The organism is Rhizobium ruizarguesonis (assembly GCF_012349115.1).
GTDB lineage: Bacteria > Pseudomonadota > Alphaproteobacteria > Rhizobiales > Rhizobiaceae > Rhizobium > Rhizobium ruizarguesonis.
This window is the reverse complement of record NZ_PQIG01000001.1, coordinates 117,721-135,912: the sequence shown is the minus strand read 5'-3', so window position 1 is coordinate 135,912 and position 18,192 is coordinate 117,721. Positions and strand designations below refer to the sequence as shown.

The 18,192-nt window shown below is 61.9% G+C and carries 15 protein-coding genes and 1 pseudogene; 9 read left to right on the top strand and 7 right to left on the bottom strand.

What is annotated here, in order from left to right; translation table 11 throughout:
* Positions 1-28: 28 nt before the first annotated feature.
* The 3 genes from C3Y91_RS00635 to C3Y91_RS00625 are packed head-to-tail and all read right to left on the bottom strand — an operon-like array spanning position 29 to position 3,729.
* Entirely contained in the window at positions 29-1,225 is a 1,197-nt protein-coding gene (locus tag C3Y91_RS00635; protein WP_130663045.1) for an amidohydrolase, read from the bottom strand.
* 18 nt (positions 1,226-1,243) lie between these two features.
* Complete coding sequence (locus tag C3Y91_RS00630) at positions 1,244-2,281, bottom strand: questin oxidase family protein (protein ID WP_027688861.1); 1,038 nt, start codon at positions 2,279-2,281, stop codon at positions 1,244-1,246.
* Positions 2,278-3,729 (bottom strand): NAD(P)-binding domain-containing protein, encoded by a 1,452-nt coding sequence (locus C3Y91_RS00625; protein ID WP_168574873.1) that lies wholly within the window; start codon positions 3,727-3,729, stop codon positions 2,278-2,280. Before C3Y91_RS00625 ends, C3Y91_RS00630 begins: the two co-directional genes overlap by 4 nt.
* A 219-nt stretch (positions 3,730-3,948) precedes the next feature.
* Between C3Y91_RS00625 and C3Y91_RS00620 the strand changes: the two genes are divergently transcribed.
* From C3Y91_RS00620 to C3Y91_RS00610, 3 genes are all read left to right on the top strand, one after another.
* On the top strand, positions 3,949-5,235 hold the full coding sequence (locus C3Y91_RS00620) for an ABC transporter substrate-binding protein (protein WP_168574872.1): 1,287 nt from the start codon (positions 3,949-3,951) through the stop codon (positions 5,233-5,235).
* A 152-nt stretch (positions 5,236-5,387) separates the two neighbouring features.
* Entirely contained in the window at positions 5,388-6,329 is a 942-nt protein-coding gene (locus tag C3Y91_RS00615; protein WP_024322519.1) for a carbohydrate ABC transporter permease, read from the top strand.
* Entirely contained in the window at positions 6,326-7,144 is an 819-nt protein-coding gene (locus tag C3Y91_RS00610; protein WP_027688863.1) for a carbohydrate ABC transporter permease, read from the top strand. The genes C3Y91_RS00615 and C3Y91_RS00610 overlap by 4 nt, the downstream gene beginning before the upstream one ends.
* 12 nt (positions 7,145-7,156) lie before the next feature.
* Here the strand turns inward: C3Y91_RS00610 and C3Y91_RS00605 are convergent, their stop codons facing one another.
* Positions 7,157-8,305 carry an ABC transporter ATP-binding protein gene (locus C3Y91_RS00605; RefSeq protein ID WP_027688864.1) on the bottom strand — a complete coding sequence of 383 codons (1,149 nt, stop codon included), beginning with the start codon at positions 8,303-8,305 and terminating at the stop codon, positions 7,157-7,159.
* Between the two features lie 47 nt (positions 8,306-8,352).
* The gene (locus tag C3Y91_RS00600) at positions 8,353-9,138 is read right to left on the bottom strand and encodes an SDR family NAD(P)-dependent oxidoreductase (RefSeq protein ID WP_024322522.1); all 786 of its coding nucleotides are present in this window, start codon (positions 9,136-9,138) and stop codon (positions 8,353-8,355) included.
* A 164-nt stretch (positions 9,139-9,302) separates the two neighbouring features.
* On the opposite strand from C3Y91_RS00600, the gene C3Y91_RS00595 reads away from it, so the two are divergent.
* From C3Y91_RS00595 to rsgA, 6 genes and pseudogenes are all read left to right on the top strand, one after another.
* Positions 9,303-10,154 (top strand): DeoR/GlpR family DNA-binding transcription regulator, encoded by an 852-nt coding sequence (locus tag C3Y91_RS00595; protein WP_024322523.1) that lies wholly within the window; start codon positions 9,303-9,305, stop codon positions 10,152-10,154.
* 70 nt (positions 10,155-10,224) lie between these two features.
* Positions 10,225-11,025, top strand: coding sequence for a BtpA/SgcQ family protein (locus tag C3Y91_RS00590; protein ID WP_024322524.1), 801 nt, complete (start codon positions 10,225-10,227; stop codon positions 11,023-11,025).
* Between the two features lie 15 nt (positions 11,026-11,040).
* Positions 11,041-12,523 (top strand): annotated as a pseudogene (locus C3Y91_RS00585) (FGGY-family carbohydrate kinase).
* A gap of 74 nt (positions 12,524-12,597) precedes the next feature.
* Entirely contained in the window at positions 12,598-14,157 is a 1,560-nt protein-coding gene (locus C3Y91_RS00580) for a gamma-glutamyltransferase family protein (RefSeq protein WP_168574899.1), read from the top strand.
* A 406-nt stretch (positions 14,158-14,563) separates the two neighbouring features.
* Positions 14,564-14,740: a hypothetical protein gene (locus tag C3Y91_RS00575; protein ID WP_018071841.1), complete on the top strand. Its 177-nt coding sequence runs from the start codon at positions 14,564-14,566 to the stop codon at positions 14,738-14,740.
* Positions 14,741-14,775: 35 nt separating this feature from the next.
* Positions 14,776-15,828 (top strand): ribosome small subunit-dependent GTPase A, encoded by a 1,053-nt coding sequence (rsgA, locus tag C3Y91_RS00570; protein ID WP_027688867.1) that lies wholly within the window; start codon positions 14,776-14,778, stop codon positions 15,826-15,828.
* An 86-nt stretch (positions 15,829-15,914) separates the two neighbouring features.
* Here the strand turns inward: rsgA and C3Y91_RS00565 are convergent, their stop codons facing one another.
* Positions 15,915-16,163 (bottom strand): hypothetical protein, encoded by a 249-nt coding sequence (locus tag C3Y91_RS00565; protein WP_027688868.1) that lies wholly within the window; start codon positions 16,161-16,163, stop codon positions 15,915-15,917.
* A gap of 630 nt (positions 16,164-16,793) precedes the next feature.
* Complete coding sequence (lpdA, locus tag C3Y91_RS00560) at positions 16,794-18,191, bottom strand: dihydrolipoyl dehydrogenase (RefSeq protein WP_027688869.1); 1,398 nt, start codon at positions 18,189-18,191, stop codon at positions 16,794-16,796.
* Between the last annotated feature and the right edge of the window lies 1 nt (position 18,192).

The window sequence follows — 18,192 nt, the reverse complement described above, 5'->3', positions numbered from 1 at the left end:
TCCCATGCGCCATACATTGATGGAAAAATCAGACGTCGAGCCGGCCCCCGCGGGCGATAATAGTGCCGCCGCGAAAGACGATGCGATCGAGGGGACGGGCAGCGACGGCTTCTGCCAGCGACGCGGCGGGCAAAATAATAAAATCAGCACGCGAGCCGGCCTGGAGCGGGCCGACGGGGCGGCCGAGGATTTCGGCCGGCGCCTGCGTCGCCAGGCGGAAGGCCGCCGCCAAATCCTCATCCGAACGGAAATCCTGGCGATCGCAGAGGATGCCGACACGCTCCAGCATGTCGCCATTGCCGAAAGGCGACCAGGCGTCGCGGATATTGTCGTTGGCGCAGAAGAGCCGGACGCCGGCGGCGGCAAGCCGCTTGACCGGTGGCATCGGCACGGCTCCTGGCGCGCTGGTCATGATCGCCACGCCCGATCCGGCGAGGGCCGCGGCAGTGCGGCCGAATTCGGCATCGTCCAACTCGCCGAGGCAGAAAGCGTGGCTGACGACCACCTTGCCTTCGAGGCCGAGTGCTGCCGCGCGATCGGCGATCTGGCGAAGTTCGAAGGCGCCGAGTGCACCGCCGTCATGCAGATGGATATCGAGCCCGACACCGTATTTGCCGGCGACGGAAAAGATCGCATCGAGATGGCCGGTCACATCGTTGTCGATGCCGGCGGGATCGAGGCCGCCGACGAGATCGGCGCCGGCGGCAATCGCCGCATCGAGCAGCCCGGCCGTGCCGGGATTGCGCAGCACGCCGGATTGCGGGAAGGCAACGGTCTGGATATCGACGAGATGACCATGGCTCTGCTTCAGCGAGAGCACGGCCTCGAGGCCTTTCAGGCCGACTTCGGTATCGATGTCGACGTGGCTGCGAACGGAAAGCGTGCCGTAGGCTGCAAGCTTCTCCAGCAGGGCGCCGCCGCGGGCTTCGACCGGTAGCGCCACCGTGCGCCGCAGGGATTTTTCCGCCTCGATGCGCTTGGCGACCGTATCGCCCGGAATATGCGCTATGAAGGGCAGGCCGATCAAAGTCTTATCGAGATGAATATGGCCATCGACGAAGGGAAGGCAGAGCAGGCCGCCGGCAGCATCGAAACGCGGCACTGCTGGGTCGATGCCTGCGGCCGCATTTAGGCCGATCGCGGCGATCCGATCGTTGTTCAGAATAAGCGAGACGATCTCACCGGCTTCGGTCCTGGCGTTTTCGACTACGAGGCTCGGCGTCATCAATTCTTCCATCATCCGCTACGCAATCAGCCCGACCCGGCGCGCCGCGACAACGCGATAGAGCGGATCCTTCCACACCTCTTCCTCCTGCAGGGCGGAAAAAACCAGGCTGACATCGTGTTCATCGTCCGAAGCAATCGCGGCGCGCTTGATCTCCGCCCAGGCGGGCGCCTGTCGTCTGCGCATTTCTTCCAGCGCCTCGGCGGTGGGGAGTGCTGGAAAACCGATCTTCGGCACCAGCGAGGCGATCACCTGCCAGAAGGCGCGGTAGAAAGGCTCGGCATTTTCGAGGTGCGGAGAGACGAGGCGCAGCCAGTGCATACCGGTGAGGGAATGGAGTGCGGAGAAATCCATGGTTCCGGCAAAGAGGGCAAGCGAGGTCGTGGCCATACGGCGCGGTGTATCGGCCTTGAAGGCAAGGCGGTCGATAACGGGGCGGAAGCCCGGAAGCGCGGCGACGGCGCGGATATTATGCCAGAGCAGATCGGTTTCCGGCTCATAATCTCGGATGCCTTCGATAGTGCCGACATCGGCAAGGATCTTTCCTGGATCGTCCGTATCGGGCGCGGCACCGGTCGCGGATGGCAGCGGCAGATAGCACGCCGCCCAATAGCCGAGCGCAGTGCCGACCTCCTGGTCGTCCTTCTTGAGCACAGCATAGGCAAGGCGCATCAGCGGATGCGTGGCGCTGCCCGCAAGGCCGTTCACCATGGCGGGCAGATAGGTGCGGATCACGGCATCGATGCCGAGCCGGCGGGTTTCGGCAATGAAGAAGGCACGGTAATCCGCCTCACGCGTGCGATCGCCGAGCGCCTCGGTCCAGGCTGCCCTGATGATCGGGGCAACCGGTGGCGGCATTGGGGGAAGTGCATGGCCCTCGCGATACTGCTCGTACCATTGTTCCAGCCGTTCCGGCGAGGCGCCGAGGCGATCGAGCGCGATCAGCACCATCGGAACGTGGTTGGCCAGCAGATAGGGAAATTCGACGCTATCCTCGCGGGCCCGCAAAAGGATGGTCTCCAATCCCGAAAATTGAACGGCGGCAGCCTGTCTCATGCCAAAACCTCCCTTGGTGTCATGACGTCCTCGTCTATGCCGGGATCGAAATGCGGTTCGTCATAGGCGGCCAATGCTGCAAGATACCGGTTGGAATCGTCGATGAACAGCGCTTTCACCAGCGCGCCGACGATGCGCGGCACGCCGTATTTGAGCCCGGTGACGCCATTGCTGATCGGGCCAAGGCTCGCCAGCGCGCCGGTATTGAACATATGGATGCGTGAAACCCAGCCGGCTTCGGCATATCTGGGCGTGAGTTCGAAACCGGGGCCGAGATAGGGATAGCCGGCAAGCAAGGCATTCTCCTCTCCCTGTGGCGGCTGGAAACAATCCTTCCAAAGCGCTGCGGCCTCGACGAGGCCGGCAAGCTCGGGCCTGAGTGCGAAATTAATCTCGTAACCGGTGCCGAGCAGGAGATGATCGGCATGATAAGTGCCGTTTGCGGTCGTCAGCTTGACCTTGCCGCCGTCCATCGAGAGTTCACGGACACCACAACCGAGCTGCATGGTGAAACCAGGGTGGCTACAAGCCCGGTCATATTGCTCCTGGGTCGGCGGCACCTTGAAATTGAAGTAGAGGTGGGCGAAGCGCCAGCGCTCCAGATCCGGCAGGTCGGCGAAATGGCCGAGGAAGCCGGGAAAGTTTGTCCAGGCGAGAACCTCGGTGCGCGGCAGATCGGCACTTCGCGCAAACATCGTCACCTCTCGGGCGCCGGTTTCGAGCGCCGCCACCGCCCAGTCGAAGCTCGACGTGCCGCCGCCAAGGATCGCGACATCCCTGCCCTTTAGGAAATCGATCGCTATCGGTTCGTTGCTATGCGTCCAGGTGGATTTCGGCAGCGCCTTGACCATCGTGGGTATGCGCGGGCCGCCGCAGCCGTCGATGCCGGTCGCCATCACCAGCTGGCGGCAGGTGATCCTGCGGCTGGTGCCGTCAGCCTTTGACAGCGTGAGAGCAAGTCCGCCTTCCGTCTGACTGATCGAGGAAAGCGTCGTGCTATTTTCGACGTCGATACCGACGGTCCTTCGAAACCAGACGAGATAGGCCATCCAGTCCTGGCGGCTGATCTTGTCGAGCGCTTCCCAGGCGTCGGCGCCATTCAGCGCCTCGTACCAGGAACGCAGCGTCAGGCTCGGGATGCCGAGATCCGGGCCTGAGAGATATTTCGGCGAACGCAGGGTCTGCATGCGGGCGCAGGTGATCCAGGGGCCTTCGCGGCCCTCGTCGCTCTGATCGATCACATGAACGGACCTGATGCCGCGCCGCTTCAGGGCAAAGGCGATCGACAGGCCGGAGAGGCCAGCACCGCAGATCACGACGGAATGCAGGTCGTCGCGGTCCTCATCGCCGAGCGTCGGCCAGTCGGCGCAGAGGGCTTCTATGCGCACCATTTCATCATGGGCGCGACGTTCCAGCTCTCTCAGGCGCTCGTCCGGCGTGGTCTTCATGAATGTGCAGCTCGTGCGCGGTGGACAGGACAGTATAGACGCGCAGGGAATGATCAACTCCCTGCTATTTTTTATGCAACGCGCACAAAATATGGACATTTCTGCGCGAATATGTTCTAATTTGTGATTTTTAATGTTTGTGCTTTTTTGTCAAGTGCGCTTGAGTGCGATTTTGTTTGATGTATAGTGCCTCAAGCCAATCAAAAAAGGGGAGCAAATATGAAATCGCTCAACAGTCTCACACGGAAATTGGCGATCGCGGGCCTCGTCTCGGTCGCATTTGTGGGCTCCGCCATCGGCGCCGACAAGAAATATGAAGGCATCACGCTCACGCTTGCCTCGCAGAACGACCAGTTCGCCGCTGTTCTGGCTGCCATCGCCCCTAAGTTCACCGAGGAGACGGGCGCCAACGTCAAGGTCGACATTCTCGATTACGGCTCGCTGCTGACCAAGACCACGACCGATTTCGTCGGCGGCACCGGCGGCTATGACCTGGTGACGATGGACATCGTCTGGGCGGGCCAATATGCCGAAAACAAATACACCGTCGATCTCACCGAGTGGATGAAGCGCGACGCCGCCGAACTGAAGCTCGACGACATCTATCCGACGCTTCTCAACGCGCTTGGCCACTGGGGAGACAAGCAGGTCGCCTTTCCCTTTGCCGGTTATGCCAACGTGCTTGCCTATCGCAAGGATCTCTTCGACGCCGCCGGCCTGAAGGCGCCGACGACGATGGAGGAAATGGTCGAGGCCGCCTACAAGCTGACCGACCCCAGCAAGAAGATCTACGGCTTCGTCGCCAACGGCCAGAAAGGCCCGGCGGTCGCCCAGGATTGGATGCAGTACAATACCGAGATGGGCGGTTCGATCCTCGGCTCCGACGGCAAGCCGGCGCTGAATTCCGAAGCTAATATCAAGAGCCTGACCGTCTATAAGGACCTCTTCATGAAAGCGGCACCTCCCGGCGCCGTTAATTATGACTGGGGCGGACGCGAGGAAAGCTTCCGCCAGGGCATTGCCGCGACCATGCAGACATGGTCGGTCGGCGCGCCCGGCTATTATGATCCGTCGATTTCCAAGATCGTCGACAAGGTGGCGATCACGACGGCGCCCCGCGGCGCTGGCCTTCCGAAGGTCTATGGGATCGGCGGTTGGGGCATGGCGATCAACGCCGGCATCAAGGACACGCAGAAGGAAGCCGCCTGGGCCTTCATCAAGTGGCTGCTCAGTCCGCCGGTGCACAAGGAATTCAACATGATGGGCGCCGGCAGCTTCCTGCGCAAGAGCGAGATGACCGATCCCGATCTGCTGAAGAAGTTCCCCTTCCTGCCTGTCATCGCCGAAACCTTCGAGCATGGTGACGGCGAATATCGTCCGCGCATCCCGCAATATCCAGAGATTCAGGACCTGCTCGGCACCGCCGTCAACGACGTGCTCGTTGGCAATGCCGATCCCAAGAAGGCGCTCGACGCAGCTCAGGAAGCCGCCGCAAAGCTCTTCTGAGAACAAAACGGTTCCTCCCAGGGGCCGCGGCCTATGTCGCGGCCCTGCCATTTCGAGACCATTGATCCGATGCGCCTCGGGCTTCATGATCGGGTGAGCCCCGGGCTCGATCCCCGGGACGCGCATCGAACCAGGAACCCGATGGACATGACGTGACCCTATCCCTCACTTCCGCGCTGAAGCCCTCCCCGGCCTTGAGCGTTTCCTATCTCGAGCGCAGGCGGTTGTTCTTCATCCTGATGACACTGCCGGCCGTCATCTACGTGCTCGTCATCGGCGTCTGGCCGCTGGCGCAGGGCATCTGGTTCAGCCTCTACGAATATAATCTGCTGAAGCCGGCGCGGACGCATTTCGTCGGCCTCGGCAACTATATCGACCTTCTCTCCGACCCGGTGACACGCGGGGCCTTCGTCAATACCGTCATCTTCACCGTCGGCGCTGTGACTGTCGAACTGCTGCTCGGCTTTGCCATTGCGCTGGCGCTCTGGCGCGATGACCGCTTCAACCGGATCTGCCTCGCGCTGATCCTGATACCGGTGACGATCACGCCGCTGGTGGTCGGACTGATCTTCCGGGCGCTGCTGCTCTCCGATTACGGGCTTGTCGGCTATTATCTCGCCGAGTTCGGGCTTTCCGATCCGCGTGGGCTTTTTGCCAATCCGAGTTCGGCGCTGGCGACCCTTATCTTCGTGGACATATGGGAATGGACGCCGCTGGTGGCGCTGATCCTGCTGGCTGGCCTGAAAGCGCTGCCGGGCGATATTCTCGAGGCATCGGAAGTGGACGGGGCAACGGCGCTGCAGCGGCTGAGGATCATCGTCATTCCCCTGATGCTGCCTTCGATCCTGCTGGCGCTGACGCTGCGCACCATCGATGCCTTCCGCATCTTCGATAGCGTTTACGTGACGACGGGCGGCGGGCCGGGCAACGCGACCAACACGCTGATGCTGCATGCGGTGAAACAGGGTCTGGAATTCTTCAATATCGGCCGCGCCTCGGCGATCTCCAACCTGACACTGATCTGCATCGCCGTAATCGCGGCAGGCTTCATCCTGTTGATCCGCAAGGCGGACAGAAAGGCGAACGGGCGATGAGCACACGCACCTTGAGCCGCATCGGCGAGCGCGCCTTCATCCTTGTCATGCTCGCCTTTTTCCTGCTGCCCTTCCTGTGGCTGGCATCGACCGCCTACAAGCCGTCGCGCGACATCTTCTCGATCCCGCCAAAACTGACTTTTACACCAACCCTCGAGCAGTTCGCGACGGTCTTCCGCCTGTTCGACGTCTGGAGCCTCGTATCGTCAAGCCTGCTGATCGCGGGCGGTTCGGTGATCCTGTCGCTGCTTCTCGGCGTGCCGGCAGGCTATGCGCTGGCACGCTCGACCAGCCGCTATGCCATTGCCGTTGCCTATTTCTTCATGGCGATCCGCATGGTGCCGGCGGTGGCGGCGCTGATCCCCTTCTATCTGATGATGCGCGATATCGGGCTGCTCGGCAGCTGGATCTCCGTCGTGCTCATCAACGCGATGCTGAATTCGGCCTTCGTCACCTGGATGATGTTTTCCTATTTCCGCAGCCTGCCGAAGGAGCTGGAAGAGGCAGCGCTGACAGATGGCTGCACGCTTTTCGGCTCCTTCTGGCGCGTGGCGCTGCCAGCGGTGCGCTCAGGCGTCGTCGCCTCCACGCTGTTCTGCCTGATGTTTTCCTGGAACGACTTCCTCTACCCGATGTTTCTCACCCGGCTCGATTCCAAGCCGATCTCGGTGGCGCTGCTTTCAGCCTATGGAACGAAGGACATCACCTGGGGCACGCTCGGCGCGCTGGCGCATTTTTCGACGATCCCGATCGTACTGATCGTGCTTTTCCTCAACCGTTATTTCGTGCAGGGCCTGACGAAGGGCATTCACTAAAGAGACACAACGTCAGGCGCGAATGGCCGCCTCGGTGGCGGCATCGAAGACGTGGATGCGGGCGGGATCGGCGGCAAGTGACAGGCGCTCGCCGATCTTGACGCGGCGGGTAGCGTCGATGATGACGCGCAGGCGCGGGGCGGACAGCGTCACATCGTCCTCTTCGGCCGAAAGCGACTTCAACCGGTCGGCAGCCTCGACATCGACGTGAACGAGCAGGTTGGCGCCAAGATCCTCGACGAAGGCAACGGTTCCAGTGAGACCGCCTGCGTCGACCGGCTGGAATGCTTCCGGTCGGATGCCGAGCACAACGGCACACCCGGCGGCGGCGGCGATGCGCGGCCGCTCGGCGAGCACCTCGCCCGAGAAAAGGATGGAGGCCTGGCCGAAGCGAGCCTCGGGGCCGTTCTCCGTCGCGAAGAGATCGGTCGCCAGCAGGTTCATCGCCGGCGAGCCCATGAAGCTTGCGACGAACAGATTGGCCGGCTGATCATAGAGGCTGCGCGGCGTGCCGAGCTGCTGCAGGACGCCACTCTTCATGACGGCGACGCGATCACCCATGGTCATGGCTTCGACCTGGTCGTGGGTGACATAGACCGTGGTGATGCCCGACATCTTCTGCATGCGGGCGATTTCGGCGCGCATCTGGCCGCGCAGGCGAGCATCGAGGTTGGAAAGCGGCTCGTCCATCAGGAAGGCCTGAGGGCTGCGGGCGAGCGCCCGGCCCATGGCGACGCGCTGGCGCTGGCCGCCGGAGAGCTGGGCGGGCTTGCGGGCGAGATAGTCCTCGAGCTCCAGGAGCTTTGCCGTCTCCTGCACCTTGCGGGCGATGTCGGCCTTGTCGAGGCCGCGGACGCGAAGGCCGAAGCCGATATTCTCGGCCACCGTCAGATGCGGGTAAAGCGCGTAGGACTGGAAGACCATGGCAATATCGCGATCGCGCGGGGCAAGGTCGTTGACGATGGCGCCGTTGATCGTCAGGCGGCCATCGGTGATCTCCTCCAGGCCGGCGATCATACGCAGCGCCGTCGACTTGCCGCAGCCGGAGGGGCCGACGAGGACCAGGAATTCGCTGTCGCGGATGGTCATGTCCAGATTGCGGATCGCCGCATAGCCATCGCCATAGCTCTTGCTGATCTGGTCGAAGACGATTTCAGCCATGCTCTTTCCTTGCTGAACGGGGAGGCCTGTTGCAGGTCCTGGACGGGTCAGGTCGTGTAGACGCCGCCGGTGACGTTGACGCCCTGCCCGGTCATGAAGCGGGCCGAATTCGAGCAGAGGAAAACGACGACGTCGGCCACGTCTTCAGGCGTTTCCAGCCGGCCGAGCGGCGTCTGGGCGATATAATCCGCAACGACGCGTTCGGGCGTGACGCCGCGCAGGCTCGCTTCCCAGGCGATCTCGCGTTCCTGCATGCCGGTCTTGACGAAACCGGGGCAGACGGCGTTGACGCGAATGCCTGAAGCTGCGAGCTCGCGGGCGAGCGCCTGCGTCCAGCCGAGCACAGCAAACTTGCTGGCGGAATAATGAGCCAGCAACGGTGCGCCGATCTTTGCGGCGAGCGAGGCGGTGTTGACGATGACGCCGGTGCCGGTGCTCGTAAAGTGCCGGGCGGCAATCTGGTTGGTCAGGAAGATGCCGCGAATGTTGACGTCGAAATTATAGTCCCATTCCTCGTCGGTCAGTTCCAGCGCATGCTGCATCGTGGAGACGCCGGCATTGGCGCAGAGGATCTCGTAACCGCCTGTCCTCTCGACCACCTCGGAAAAGGTCGCCTCGACGGAGGCGCGCTTGCGAACGTCGATCGCATAGGCAGTGGCGCCGTTGCCGATCTCGGCCGCCGTCTGTTCGGCGGCCGCCAGGTTGATGTCGCAGATCGCCACCTGAATCGACTGGCGGGAGAGCGAGGTCGCGATCGCGCGCCCTATCCCAGTCGCCCCGCCGGTTACGATCGCACGCTTGCCGGATAGTTCTGGAAAGCTCGGAGACTGCATGTTCGCCCTCATCGACTGGAAACATCACCGATCATATAACAACAAAATCATACACAACAAGAAAAATTTATGTTTGAATTTGTTCGAGTCATTCGATACATAGGGAGCAACAATCAGACAATAGTAGCCACGAGTTGCGACGGCGGGAGGATGAGAACGGTATCATGGACGCGGAACAGCAGATGGTCGCCGCAGCGGAAAAACCGAAGGTTCTGGCCCAGGTGCGGCATGCGCGCATCCTGGAGACACTGGCCCGCAAAGGCGCGGTCTCCGTCAGCGATGTCGCCTCCCAGCTTGCCGTTTCCGAAATGACCGTCCGCCGCGACCTGATCGAACTCGAAAAGGATGGCAGGCTGGTGCGCACCCATGGCGGCGCGGTGCGCAGCGGCAAGGCCTTCGAGCCGATCGCCAACGAGGCTGTCGACCGCGAGGAGCCGACTTTCGAATCCCGGCTGACGCGCAATGCCGCCGCGAAGCGGGCCATCGCGATGGCAGCGGCAGGCGTTGCCGCCGGAGCACGCACCCTGGCACTCGACGTCGGCACCACGACCTATCTGCTGTCCGGCCTGCTGCTCAACCAGCCGCATACGAAGATCTTCACCAACGGCGTGCGCAACGCCATGCAGCTCGGCACCGGCTTTGGCGAGGTCTACCTGCCTGGCGGGCGCATGCGTGGCGAGGAGATGGCGATCAGCAGCCAATCGGCTGTTTCGCAATTCGAGGAACTCTGGTTCGACATCGCCTTCGTTGGCGTGTCCGGGATTACGGCGCAGGGAATTTACGACTATTCCTTCGAGGACACCGACATGAAGCGGGTCTATCTGCGCCGCGCCACGCAGAAGGTGGTGCTTTGCGATTCCACCAAGTTCAAGCGTATGTCGCTGGTGCATATCGCGCCGCTGCAGCAATTCGACATGCTGATCACCGATGCCATGCCGCCGGCCGATCTCGCCGATGCGCTCGCCGCCGCTGGCGTCGATGTGCGCATCGCGCCCGAGGAGCAGCCGCTGCTTTGATTTGCCCTTTCCCGCATCCGTCCCCCGGCGGATGACTGTTCCACTCGATTTCGCTTCAGGGAGTTCCCGCATGGTCTTCGACTTTTTTGGCGTCAAGAAGAAGGCGGTCATCGCGATGGCGCATATCGGAGCCCTGCCCGGCTCGCCCGCCTATGACGCCGCCGCCGGTGTGAACAAGCTCGTCGACGACGTGCTTTCCGACATCGAGAAGCTGCAGGCGGGCGGCGTCGACGCCATCATGTTCGGCAATGAGAACGACCGGCCCTACGTCTTCCAGGCGCCGCCGGAAGGGCTGGCGGCAATGACGTCGATCGTCGAGCGGGTGAAGCCGCATCTGACCGTGCCGTTCGGCGTCAACTATCTCTGGGATCCGTCGGCAAGCGTTGCGATCGGCGCGGTGACGGGCGCGAGCTTCGTTCGCGAGATCTTCACCGGCGTCTTCGCCTCCGACATGGGCATCTGGCAGCCGGATTGCGCCAAGGCGGCACGGCTGCGACATAGCCTCGGCCGCGAAGAGATGAAGATGCTCTTCAACATCAACGCGGAATTTGCCCATTCGCTGGACCAGCGACCGATCGAACTCAGGGCGAAGAGCGCCGTGTTCTCGTCGCTCGCCGACGCCATCCTGGTGTCGGGGCCGCTGACCGGACAGGCGGTCGATCAATCGGACCTCAGGCGCGTTTGCGAGACGGTCAAGGATGTCCCCGTCTTTGCCAATACCGGCGTCAACAAGGACAATGTGCGCGACATATTGAGCGTTGCCAGCGGCGTCATCATCGGCACGCATTTCAAGGTGGACGGCAATACCTGGAACCCGGTCGACGGCGACCGGGTAAAGCGCTTCATGGAGATCGTCGAGGCGCTGCGCTGAACGAGAGGAACCGCCATGTCCATCACGCTCGGCCTCGATATCGGCACCACCTCCACCATCGGCATCTTGATCGAACTGCCGAACCGCGTGCTCGGCCTCACCTCACGGCCGTCGACGCTTCATTCACCGCAGCACGGCTGGGCCGAGGAAGACCCGGCGCAATGGTGGTCGAATGTCTGTGAGATCACCAGCGAACTGATTGCAACGAGCGGGATCGAGGCTAGGCAAATCTCGGCCGTCGGCGTGACCGGCATGCTGCCGGCCGTCGTGCTGCTTGATGACGCCTGCGACGTGCTGAGGCCGAGCATCCAGCAAAGCGACGGGCGCTGCGGCAAGGAGGTCGAGGAACTTAGGGCCGAATGGAACGAAGCGGATTTTCTCGCCAGGGCGGGAAACGGCATCAATCAGCAGTTGGTGACGGCGAAGCTGCGCTGGATCGGCCCGGCATGAGCCCGCTGTTTTCGAGCGCATTGCCACTGTGTTGGGCTCCTATGATTTTATCAACTGGAAGCTGACCGGCGAAAAGGCTATCGAGCAGAACTGGGCGCTGGAAGCGGGCTTCGTCGATATCAATACCGACAGGCTCGATGACGAACTGATCGGGCTTGCCAGAGTGCGGCGGGACGCCATTCCCAGGAAGGCCGCTTCGCATGAGGTGCTTGGCCATGTGACCAACGAGGCCGCCAAGGCGACGGGACTCGCGCCCGGAACGCCTGTTATCGGCGGGGCAGCCGACATGATCGCCTCGGCCTTCGGCGCAGGGATCAACAAGGCGGGCGACGTGCTGCTGAAATTCGGGGGTGCCGTCGATATCCTGACGGCAACGGATGTCGTGCGGCCCGATCCTCGCATGTTTCTCGATTATCATCTGGTTCCGGGGCTCTATATGCCGAACGGCTGCATGTCGACCGGCGGCTCGGGGCTCAACTGGTTCATCAGCACCTTCGCCGGACGCGAGGAGATCGCGGCAAAGGCGGAGGGAATATCCGCGCACCACTATCTCGATCGGCTGGCGGCGGCATGCGCGCCCGGCGCGGACGGGCTGACGATCCTGCCTTACTTCCTCGGCGAGAAGACGCCGATCCATGATGCCGGTGCGCGCGGCCTGATCGACGGGCTGACGCTGTCGCATCATATCGGCCATCTCTGGCGGGCGATGCTGGAAGCCTACGCCTATGCACTGCGCCATCATATCGACGTGCTGAACGACATAGGCCATCCGACAACGCGTTTCATCGTTTCCGACGGAGGATCGCAGAGCCGTATCTGGATGCAGATCGTTTCCGACGTGCTGCAGCAGCCACTGCAGGGTCTCACCGGCCATCCCGGCTCCTGCCTCGGTGTCGCCTGGGCCGCGGCGATCGGTGCGGGATTGACCGAGGATTGGTCCGGCGTGACGGCCTTTGTCGGCCAAGGTGACAGAATCCTCCCCAATCCCGACAATGCAGCGGTTTATGATCGGGGTTATCGGACCTATCGTGCGCTTTACAGGCCATAGACCGAGTGGGATTTGATAGCGTGACGACACCGGCAGAACGGGATTCCACAAGACAGGCAGCCGGGCGCGGCGGCATGATAACAAGCCCGCATGCGCTGGCGAGCGAGGCAGGTGCGGCGATCCTGCGAGCCGGCGGCAATGCGCTTGAGGCTGCGATCGCCATCGGCAGCACGATTGCCGTCGTCTTCCCGCATTTCTGCGGTCTTGGCGGCGATTCCGTCTGGATCGTTGCCGATCGCAGCGGGCGGAAAACATGTTTTCTCGGCATCGGGCAAGCGGGGCGCAAATTGCCGGATTTCAATGGCAGCATTCCGCTGCGCGGACCGCTTTCGGCGCTCACCTCGGCCTGCGCCGTCGATGCCTGGCGGCACGCCCATGACTATTCCGCACGGCACTGGCGCGGAAAGATCGATTTCCCAGTCTTGCTAGCCGATGCGATCCGTCATGCCGAAGAGGGATTTCCTGTTACGCGCTCGCAGAGCTTCTGGCTTGCCTTCAGGCAGGCGGAGGCAGCCGGCTGGCCGGGTTTTGCCGCACTTTTCATGCCGGATGGCGCGGCGCCGAAAACGGGCAGCCTGTTCCGGCAGGAGAATTTGGCGCTATCGCTTTTACTGATTGCCCGTGATGGGCCGCGTTCATTCTACGAAGGCGAACTCGGCACGAGGATTGCGGCGGGCCTGCAGGCCGTGGGCTCTCCGCTGACCAGCGACGATCTCAAGGCAACCCGAACGCGCGAAGTGCCACCCGTCAGCCTCTCGTATCGCGGCTTCGAGCTGCTTGCGCCGCCGCCGCCGACACAGGGTCTGTCGACACTGGCGATCATGGGCATTCTCGCCCATTTCGATCTTGCCAGCCAAAAGGCCGGCAGCGCCGATCATCTCCATCTCTGCGTCGAAGCCGTCAAACGCGCGTTCCTCGAGCGCGCCAGCATTGCCGATCCCGATGTCGTGCCGCAGCCGGTGGAGGAATGGCTGAGCACGCAGCATCTTGCGCAGGCGGCAGCCACCATTGATCCGGCACGAGCGCTCGAATGGCCGGCGCCCTTTCGCAGTGGCGACACCGTGTTCTTCGCCGCAACCGACGCAGAGGGCGGCAGCGTCAGCGTCTTGCAGAGCACCTATTTCGACTGGGGCAGCGGCGTGGTGGTCGGCGATACCGGTATTCTCTGGCAGAACCGCGGGGCGGCCTTTTCGTCCGATCCCAAGCATGTCAATGCCATCGCACCCGGCAAACGGCCTTTCTATACTTTGAATCCCGGCCTCGGCCTGCGCAACGGCAAGCCTGCGCTGCTCTACGGCACGCAGGGCGCCGACGGCCAGCCGCAGACGCTGGCAATGCTGCTGACCCGGCTGATCGACTTCGACGAGGAACCAGCAACAGCGCTGGCCGGTCCACGCTTTCTTCTCGGCAAGACCTTTTCCGACAGCCGTGACAGCCTCAAGCTGGAAAGCGATGCCGGCGAAGCTGTACTTGCCGAACTGGCCGCACGAGGCCACGCACTGTCACCGATCGAGGCGCAGAGCCCGCTTGCAGGGCAGGCAGGTGTGATCGTTATCGACGAGGACGGCATGGCGACCGGCGCACATGATCCACGTGGCGACGGACTGGCGATCGGGATCTCTTCCGGGGCATGAGTTATAGGGTTGCGCGCCGGCGAGACGCCTTCAAACGCACAGAAGCGGGAAAAAGCTAATAATTGATGAGACGGGCCGCTGAAGACCCTTCCGAAGCCTGGACTCCTCGCAGGTCGGCGACGTTCTCCGCATTGGGTATCATTCCGCTACGGATTCGAAAGTTGCCGAGCGGCGATGGCCGTGACCTCTGCCTGGCGTCGAATTACATTTGAAATCAGTATGAAGAGCTTTGCCTATAATGGGTTAACCTTCGGCTCAGAATTACAGCTATGTGCCTGTCGGTCTTGAACGGGATCGAACCGACGTTGGCTAATCGTGAAGCACCTGATAGGTCATAGACCGCTGGGTATGAGGTCTTGGCACCATGTTCAGAGACAAACCCTCGGACCGGACTGGAGAGCTTTTGATGGGCTGGAAAACACCGAAGATCGAATACGTGAATGGCTATAAGATCGTTGAAGTTGAAGGGCCTAGCTTCAAAGTCTACGATGGCGACCGTCAGCTCGGGGACGATTTCCCCTACCCCGGCGAAGCTGCTGCTTACGCAACCTCGTTGCCAAAACGGGATCATCCACGCAGCTAGGCGAAACGCCGCCGAAGATCATTCAAAAACCCTTTATGGCAGCCTTACTGAAAGTGGAACAAGATTTGACCAGCTCCCAACTTCCTTCACCGCTGGAACTGCTTGGGTGGTCTGAATTCTTCGCGGACCAGGTCCAGCCCAGCGAAGCGGACTTGATCCCCCGACGCATCGCTTCAGTTCACCGGGCGCGCATCGAGGCAATCGATGTCACCGGGCCGGTCGGGCTGGAATTTCCATCCAGTACCAGTACTGGTGACTACGCGGTCGGCGACTGGGTTCTTGCCGATGCACTGACTGACATGCTTATCAGACGTCTCGACCGAAAAAGCGTCTTTCAACGACGCCCGGAAGGCGGGCGTGGCCAGCAACTTGTTGCCGCCAACGTCGACACCCTGTTGATCGTGACTTCGTGCAATGCCGATTTTAACCTTGGTCGGCTGGAACGTTACCTGATCATGGCCAACCAGGCCGGGAGCAATCCGGTGATTGTGCTGACGAAGGCCGACACCGCGGAAGATGCAGGCATATACCAGGCGCAAGCCGAAGCTTTGCAGCGCGATCTGCCTGTCATTGCCTTGAATGGGCGCTCCGCGGACGCCGTTTCCCTGTTGAGGCCCTGGTGCGGCGTTGGCCAGACGGTTGCGTTGGTGGGATCTTCTGGTGTCGGAAAATCAACGCTGGTGAACACCATGACCGGGCCTGAATCTGACGCAAAGCAAAAGACAGGCACCATCCGCGAATATGACGCGCAGGGCCGACACACAACCACGGCGCGGTCCCTGCATGCAATTTCAGGCGGCGGCTGGGTCATCGATACGCCGGGAATAAGAACGCTTTACGTGAGCGATGTTGCCGACGGTATAGACACCCTCTTTGCTGAAATAACCGAATTGGCGCCGCTTTGCCGCTTTCGCGATTGCACCCATGCCCATGAACCTGGGTGCGCGGTCCAGGCAGCTGTCGCAAGCGGTACCCTGGACGCCGATCGCCTGGAACGCTGGCGGAACCTGCTTGCCGAAAACCGCGACCGAACACCGGTCGTGAGCGGACCCCGCGGCAACAAGATCGTTCGCAAGAAGAAATACTGAACGTGTTGAACGTTTGCGACGGTGCTCATCGGCGTCAGCCATGATCCGCCACCTGAATTGGCTGGGCTGGGGGATAGCGTGAGCGCTCAATGATCGGGATTGCGATCACGAAGAAGACCCTGCAAGCGGCCGCTCCCGCTTGTGAGGGATATGTCTTTGAACAACCGCGATATGAGACGCGGTCGCAATCCTTGCCTCTCATCGATGAGGAGGAATGACATCCTCTTTATCTCGATCGTGATCACGCCTGCATTGTCATGGCGACGATAATTCCCCGAATCGATCGCATGGAATCCATTTTCCACCGCCCAGGCGGCTATCATATCCGCGTTCATCAAGGTCCTGCTTTAGGAGATGCGGACGTGCTGTCTCTAGCAGTCCCGCTCGCGCAAATCGCTTCGCAGTCCTACGGATACCGCAACTGAATCGCTCTAATCCAGCCAAATCCGTCCAAGATTACAGTTCCCGCTTAGGTGTTGCGAGAAAGACTCGAAGCAATCGTTGTCAAGCGCTCGGCTCAGCCGGGGTCCCGCCTGTTTGGTGCTCTTGATGGGATAAGAACTCTTGGCCCACCCAGTAAATTGAGAGGTGAAACGAGCCAATTTCTCATGACCGTTATCAAGACGCAGATTCCCAGAAGCCTGCTTCCTGAAACCGCTATGATCTGTCACGAAGCTCGTTCCCGTGCATTCCCCGCATCTGCTATTTCAGCGGCCATGCCGACATCCCGAGGTCGATGACGCGCCGCAGCACGCGGCCGCTCGCGCCTGCCTGTGGCAGGTTCATTGCCGCCTGCAAAACGCCGAGAAAATGCCACGCCAAGCCATCGATATCCGCCGCTGATGGCAACTCGCCATTGCCACACAGACTTCCTTGCTGCGACTGGCAAGGAAGCCGGAAAGAGAGGCGCTGCTATCATCCCGGAGCGCCTCACCGTTCGGATGGCCACGGTCCCAGGCTTCGGCTCAGATATGCAGAGCGCTTCCCAAAGCTTTCAGCGCCGCCTCCATGACCGCTTCGCTGCGGGTCGGATGCGCGTGGATGGTGCCGGCGATGTCTTCCAGACGTGCACCCATCTCGATGGCCAGCGCAAAAGCCGCCGAAAGCTCGGAGACCCCGGCTCCAACCGCCTGCAGGCCAAGCACGAGATTGGTGTCGGCACGGGCCACAACGCGCACGAAGCCTTCTTCGGACAGCATCGTCATTGCCCGTCCGTTGGCGCTGAACGGAAACTGGCCGATGCGGATTTCATAGCCTTGCGCCCTCGCGTCCACAGCCGACAGGCCGGCGCTGACGATCTCCGGGTCGGTGAAGCAGATGGCGGGGATGCATCGCTTGTCCCAGGCGCGCTTCTTCCCGGCGATGATTTCCGCCACCATCTCGCCTTGCGCCATGGCCCGATGGGCAAGCATCGGCTCGCCGGTCACATCGCCGATCGCATAGATGCCGCGCATCGAGGTGCGGCAACGGTCGTCGATCCTCAGATAAGGCCCGGCACGATCGAGATCGAGCTCTTCGAGACCGGATCCTGCGGTTCTTGGGCGGCGACCGACGGTGACGAGGATACGGTCGGCCGGCAGGGTCTCACGCCGGCCATCAGCCGTTTCGACGATCAGAGCCTCGCCATTGTCGGCAAGGCCGATCGCCTTCGCACCTGTCAACAGCCGGATACCGCCTTCAGTCAGCTTGCGCATGACAGGCCGCACCAGTTCGGCATCATATTGCGGCAGCACCTGCGGCGTCGCCTCGACAACCGTCACATCGGACCCCATCTTGGCAAAGGCGGTCCCGAGCTCCAGCCCGATATAACCGCCGCCGATCACGACGAGTTTTTTCGGCAGCTGCGTCAGCGACAGCGCCTCTGTCGAGGAAATCACGCGGCCGCCGAAAGGCAGGTTCGCAAGCTCCACCGGATCCGAACCGGTGGCGATCACCACGGTCTCGGCGCGGATGATCTGCTGGCCGGTTTCCGTCTCTACCTCCACCGTCTTGCCGTCGCGGAAGTGGGCCCGGCCGTGGACGATCTTGACGCGCGCCTTTTGCAGCAGCCCCGAAACACCGCTCGTCAAGCGGCCGACGATCCCGTCCTTCCAGGCAATCGTCCTGCCGAGATCGATCGACGCGCCTTCGACGCGGATGCCCATCGGGTTTTTGCCGGCAAGCATCTTTTGCGTCGCATCGAATTCCTCGGCCGCATGGATCAGCGCCTTGGAGGGAATGCAGCCGACCGTCAGGCAGGTGCCACCCGGCTTGCCGGCCTCGACGATGACGGTATCGATGCCGAGCTGCCCGGCGCGAATGGCGCAGACATAACCGCCCGGACCGGCGCCGATGACGAGGAGCTTGCAGACGATCTCTTTCATG

Excerpts from the sequence above, each read along its gene's own strand:
- C3Y91_RS00605 (WP_027688864.1), bottom strand. The coding sequence starts at position 8,305 with ATGGCTGAAATCGTCTTCGACCAGATCAGCAAGAGCTATGGCGATGGC.
- C3Y91_RS00595 (WP_024322523.1), top strand. The coding sequence starts at position 9,303 with ATGGACGCGGAACAGCAGATGGTCGCCGCAGCGGAAAAACCGAAGGTT.
- C3Y91_RS00635 (WP_130663045.1), bottom strand. The coding sequence starts at position 1,225 with ATGACGCCGAGCCTCGTAGTCGAAAACGCCAGGACCGAAGCCGGTGAG.
- C3Y91_RS00565 (WP_027688868.1), bottom strand. The coding sequence starts at position 16,163 with ATGAACGCGGATATGATAGCCGCCTGGGCGGTGGAAAATGGATTCCAT.
- lpdA (WP_027688869.1), bottom strand. The coding sequence starts at position 18,191 with ATGAAAGAGATCGTCTGCAAGCTCCTCGTCATCGGCGCCGGTCCGGGC.
- C3Y91_RS00600 (WP_024322522.1), bottom strand. The coding sequence starts at position 9,138 with ATGCAGTCTCCGAGCTTTCCAGAACTATCCGGCAAGCGTGCGATCGTA.
- C3Y91_RS00590 (WP_024322524.1), top strand. The coding sequence starts at position 10,225 with ATGGTCTTCGACTTTTTTGGCGTCAAGAAGAAGGCGGTCATCGCGATG.
- C3Y91_RS00580 (WP_168574899.1), top strand. The coding sequence starts at position 12,598 with ATGATAACAAGCCCGCATGCGCTGGCGAGCGAGGCAGGTGCGGCGATC.
- C3Y91_RS00610 (WP_027688863.1), top strand. The coding sequence starts at position 6,326 with ATGAGCACACGCACCTTGAGCCGCATCGGCGAGCGCGCCTTCATCCTT.
- C3Y91_RS00625 (WP_168574873.1), bottom strand. The coding sequence starts at position 3,729 with ATGAAGACCACGCCGGACGAGCGCCTGAGAGAGCTGGAACGTCGCGCC.
- rsgA (WP_027688867.1), top strand. The coding sequence starts at position 14,776 with ATGGCAGCCTTACTGAAAGTGGAACAAGATTTGACCAGCTCCCAACTT.
- C3Y91_RS00575 (WP_018071841.1), top strand. The coding sequence starts at position 14,564 with ATGGGCTGGAAAACACCGAAGATCGAATACGTGAATGGCTATAAGATC.
- C3Y91_RS00620 (WP_168574872.1), top strand. The coding sequence starts at position 3,949 with ATGAAATCGCTCAACAGTCTCACACGGAAATTGGCGATCGCGGGCCTC.
- C3Y91_RS00630 (WP_027688861.1), bottom strand. The coding sequence starts at position 2,281 with ATGAGACAGGCTGCCGCCGTTCAATTTTCGGGATTGGAGACCATCCTT.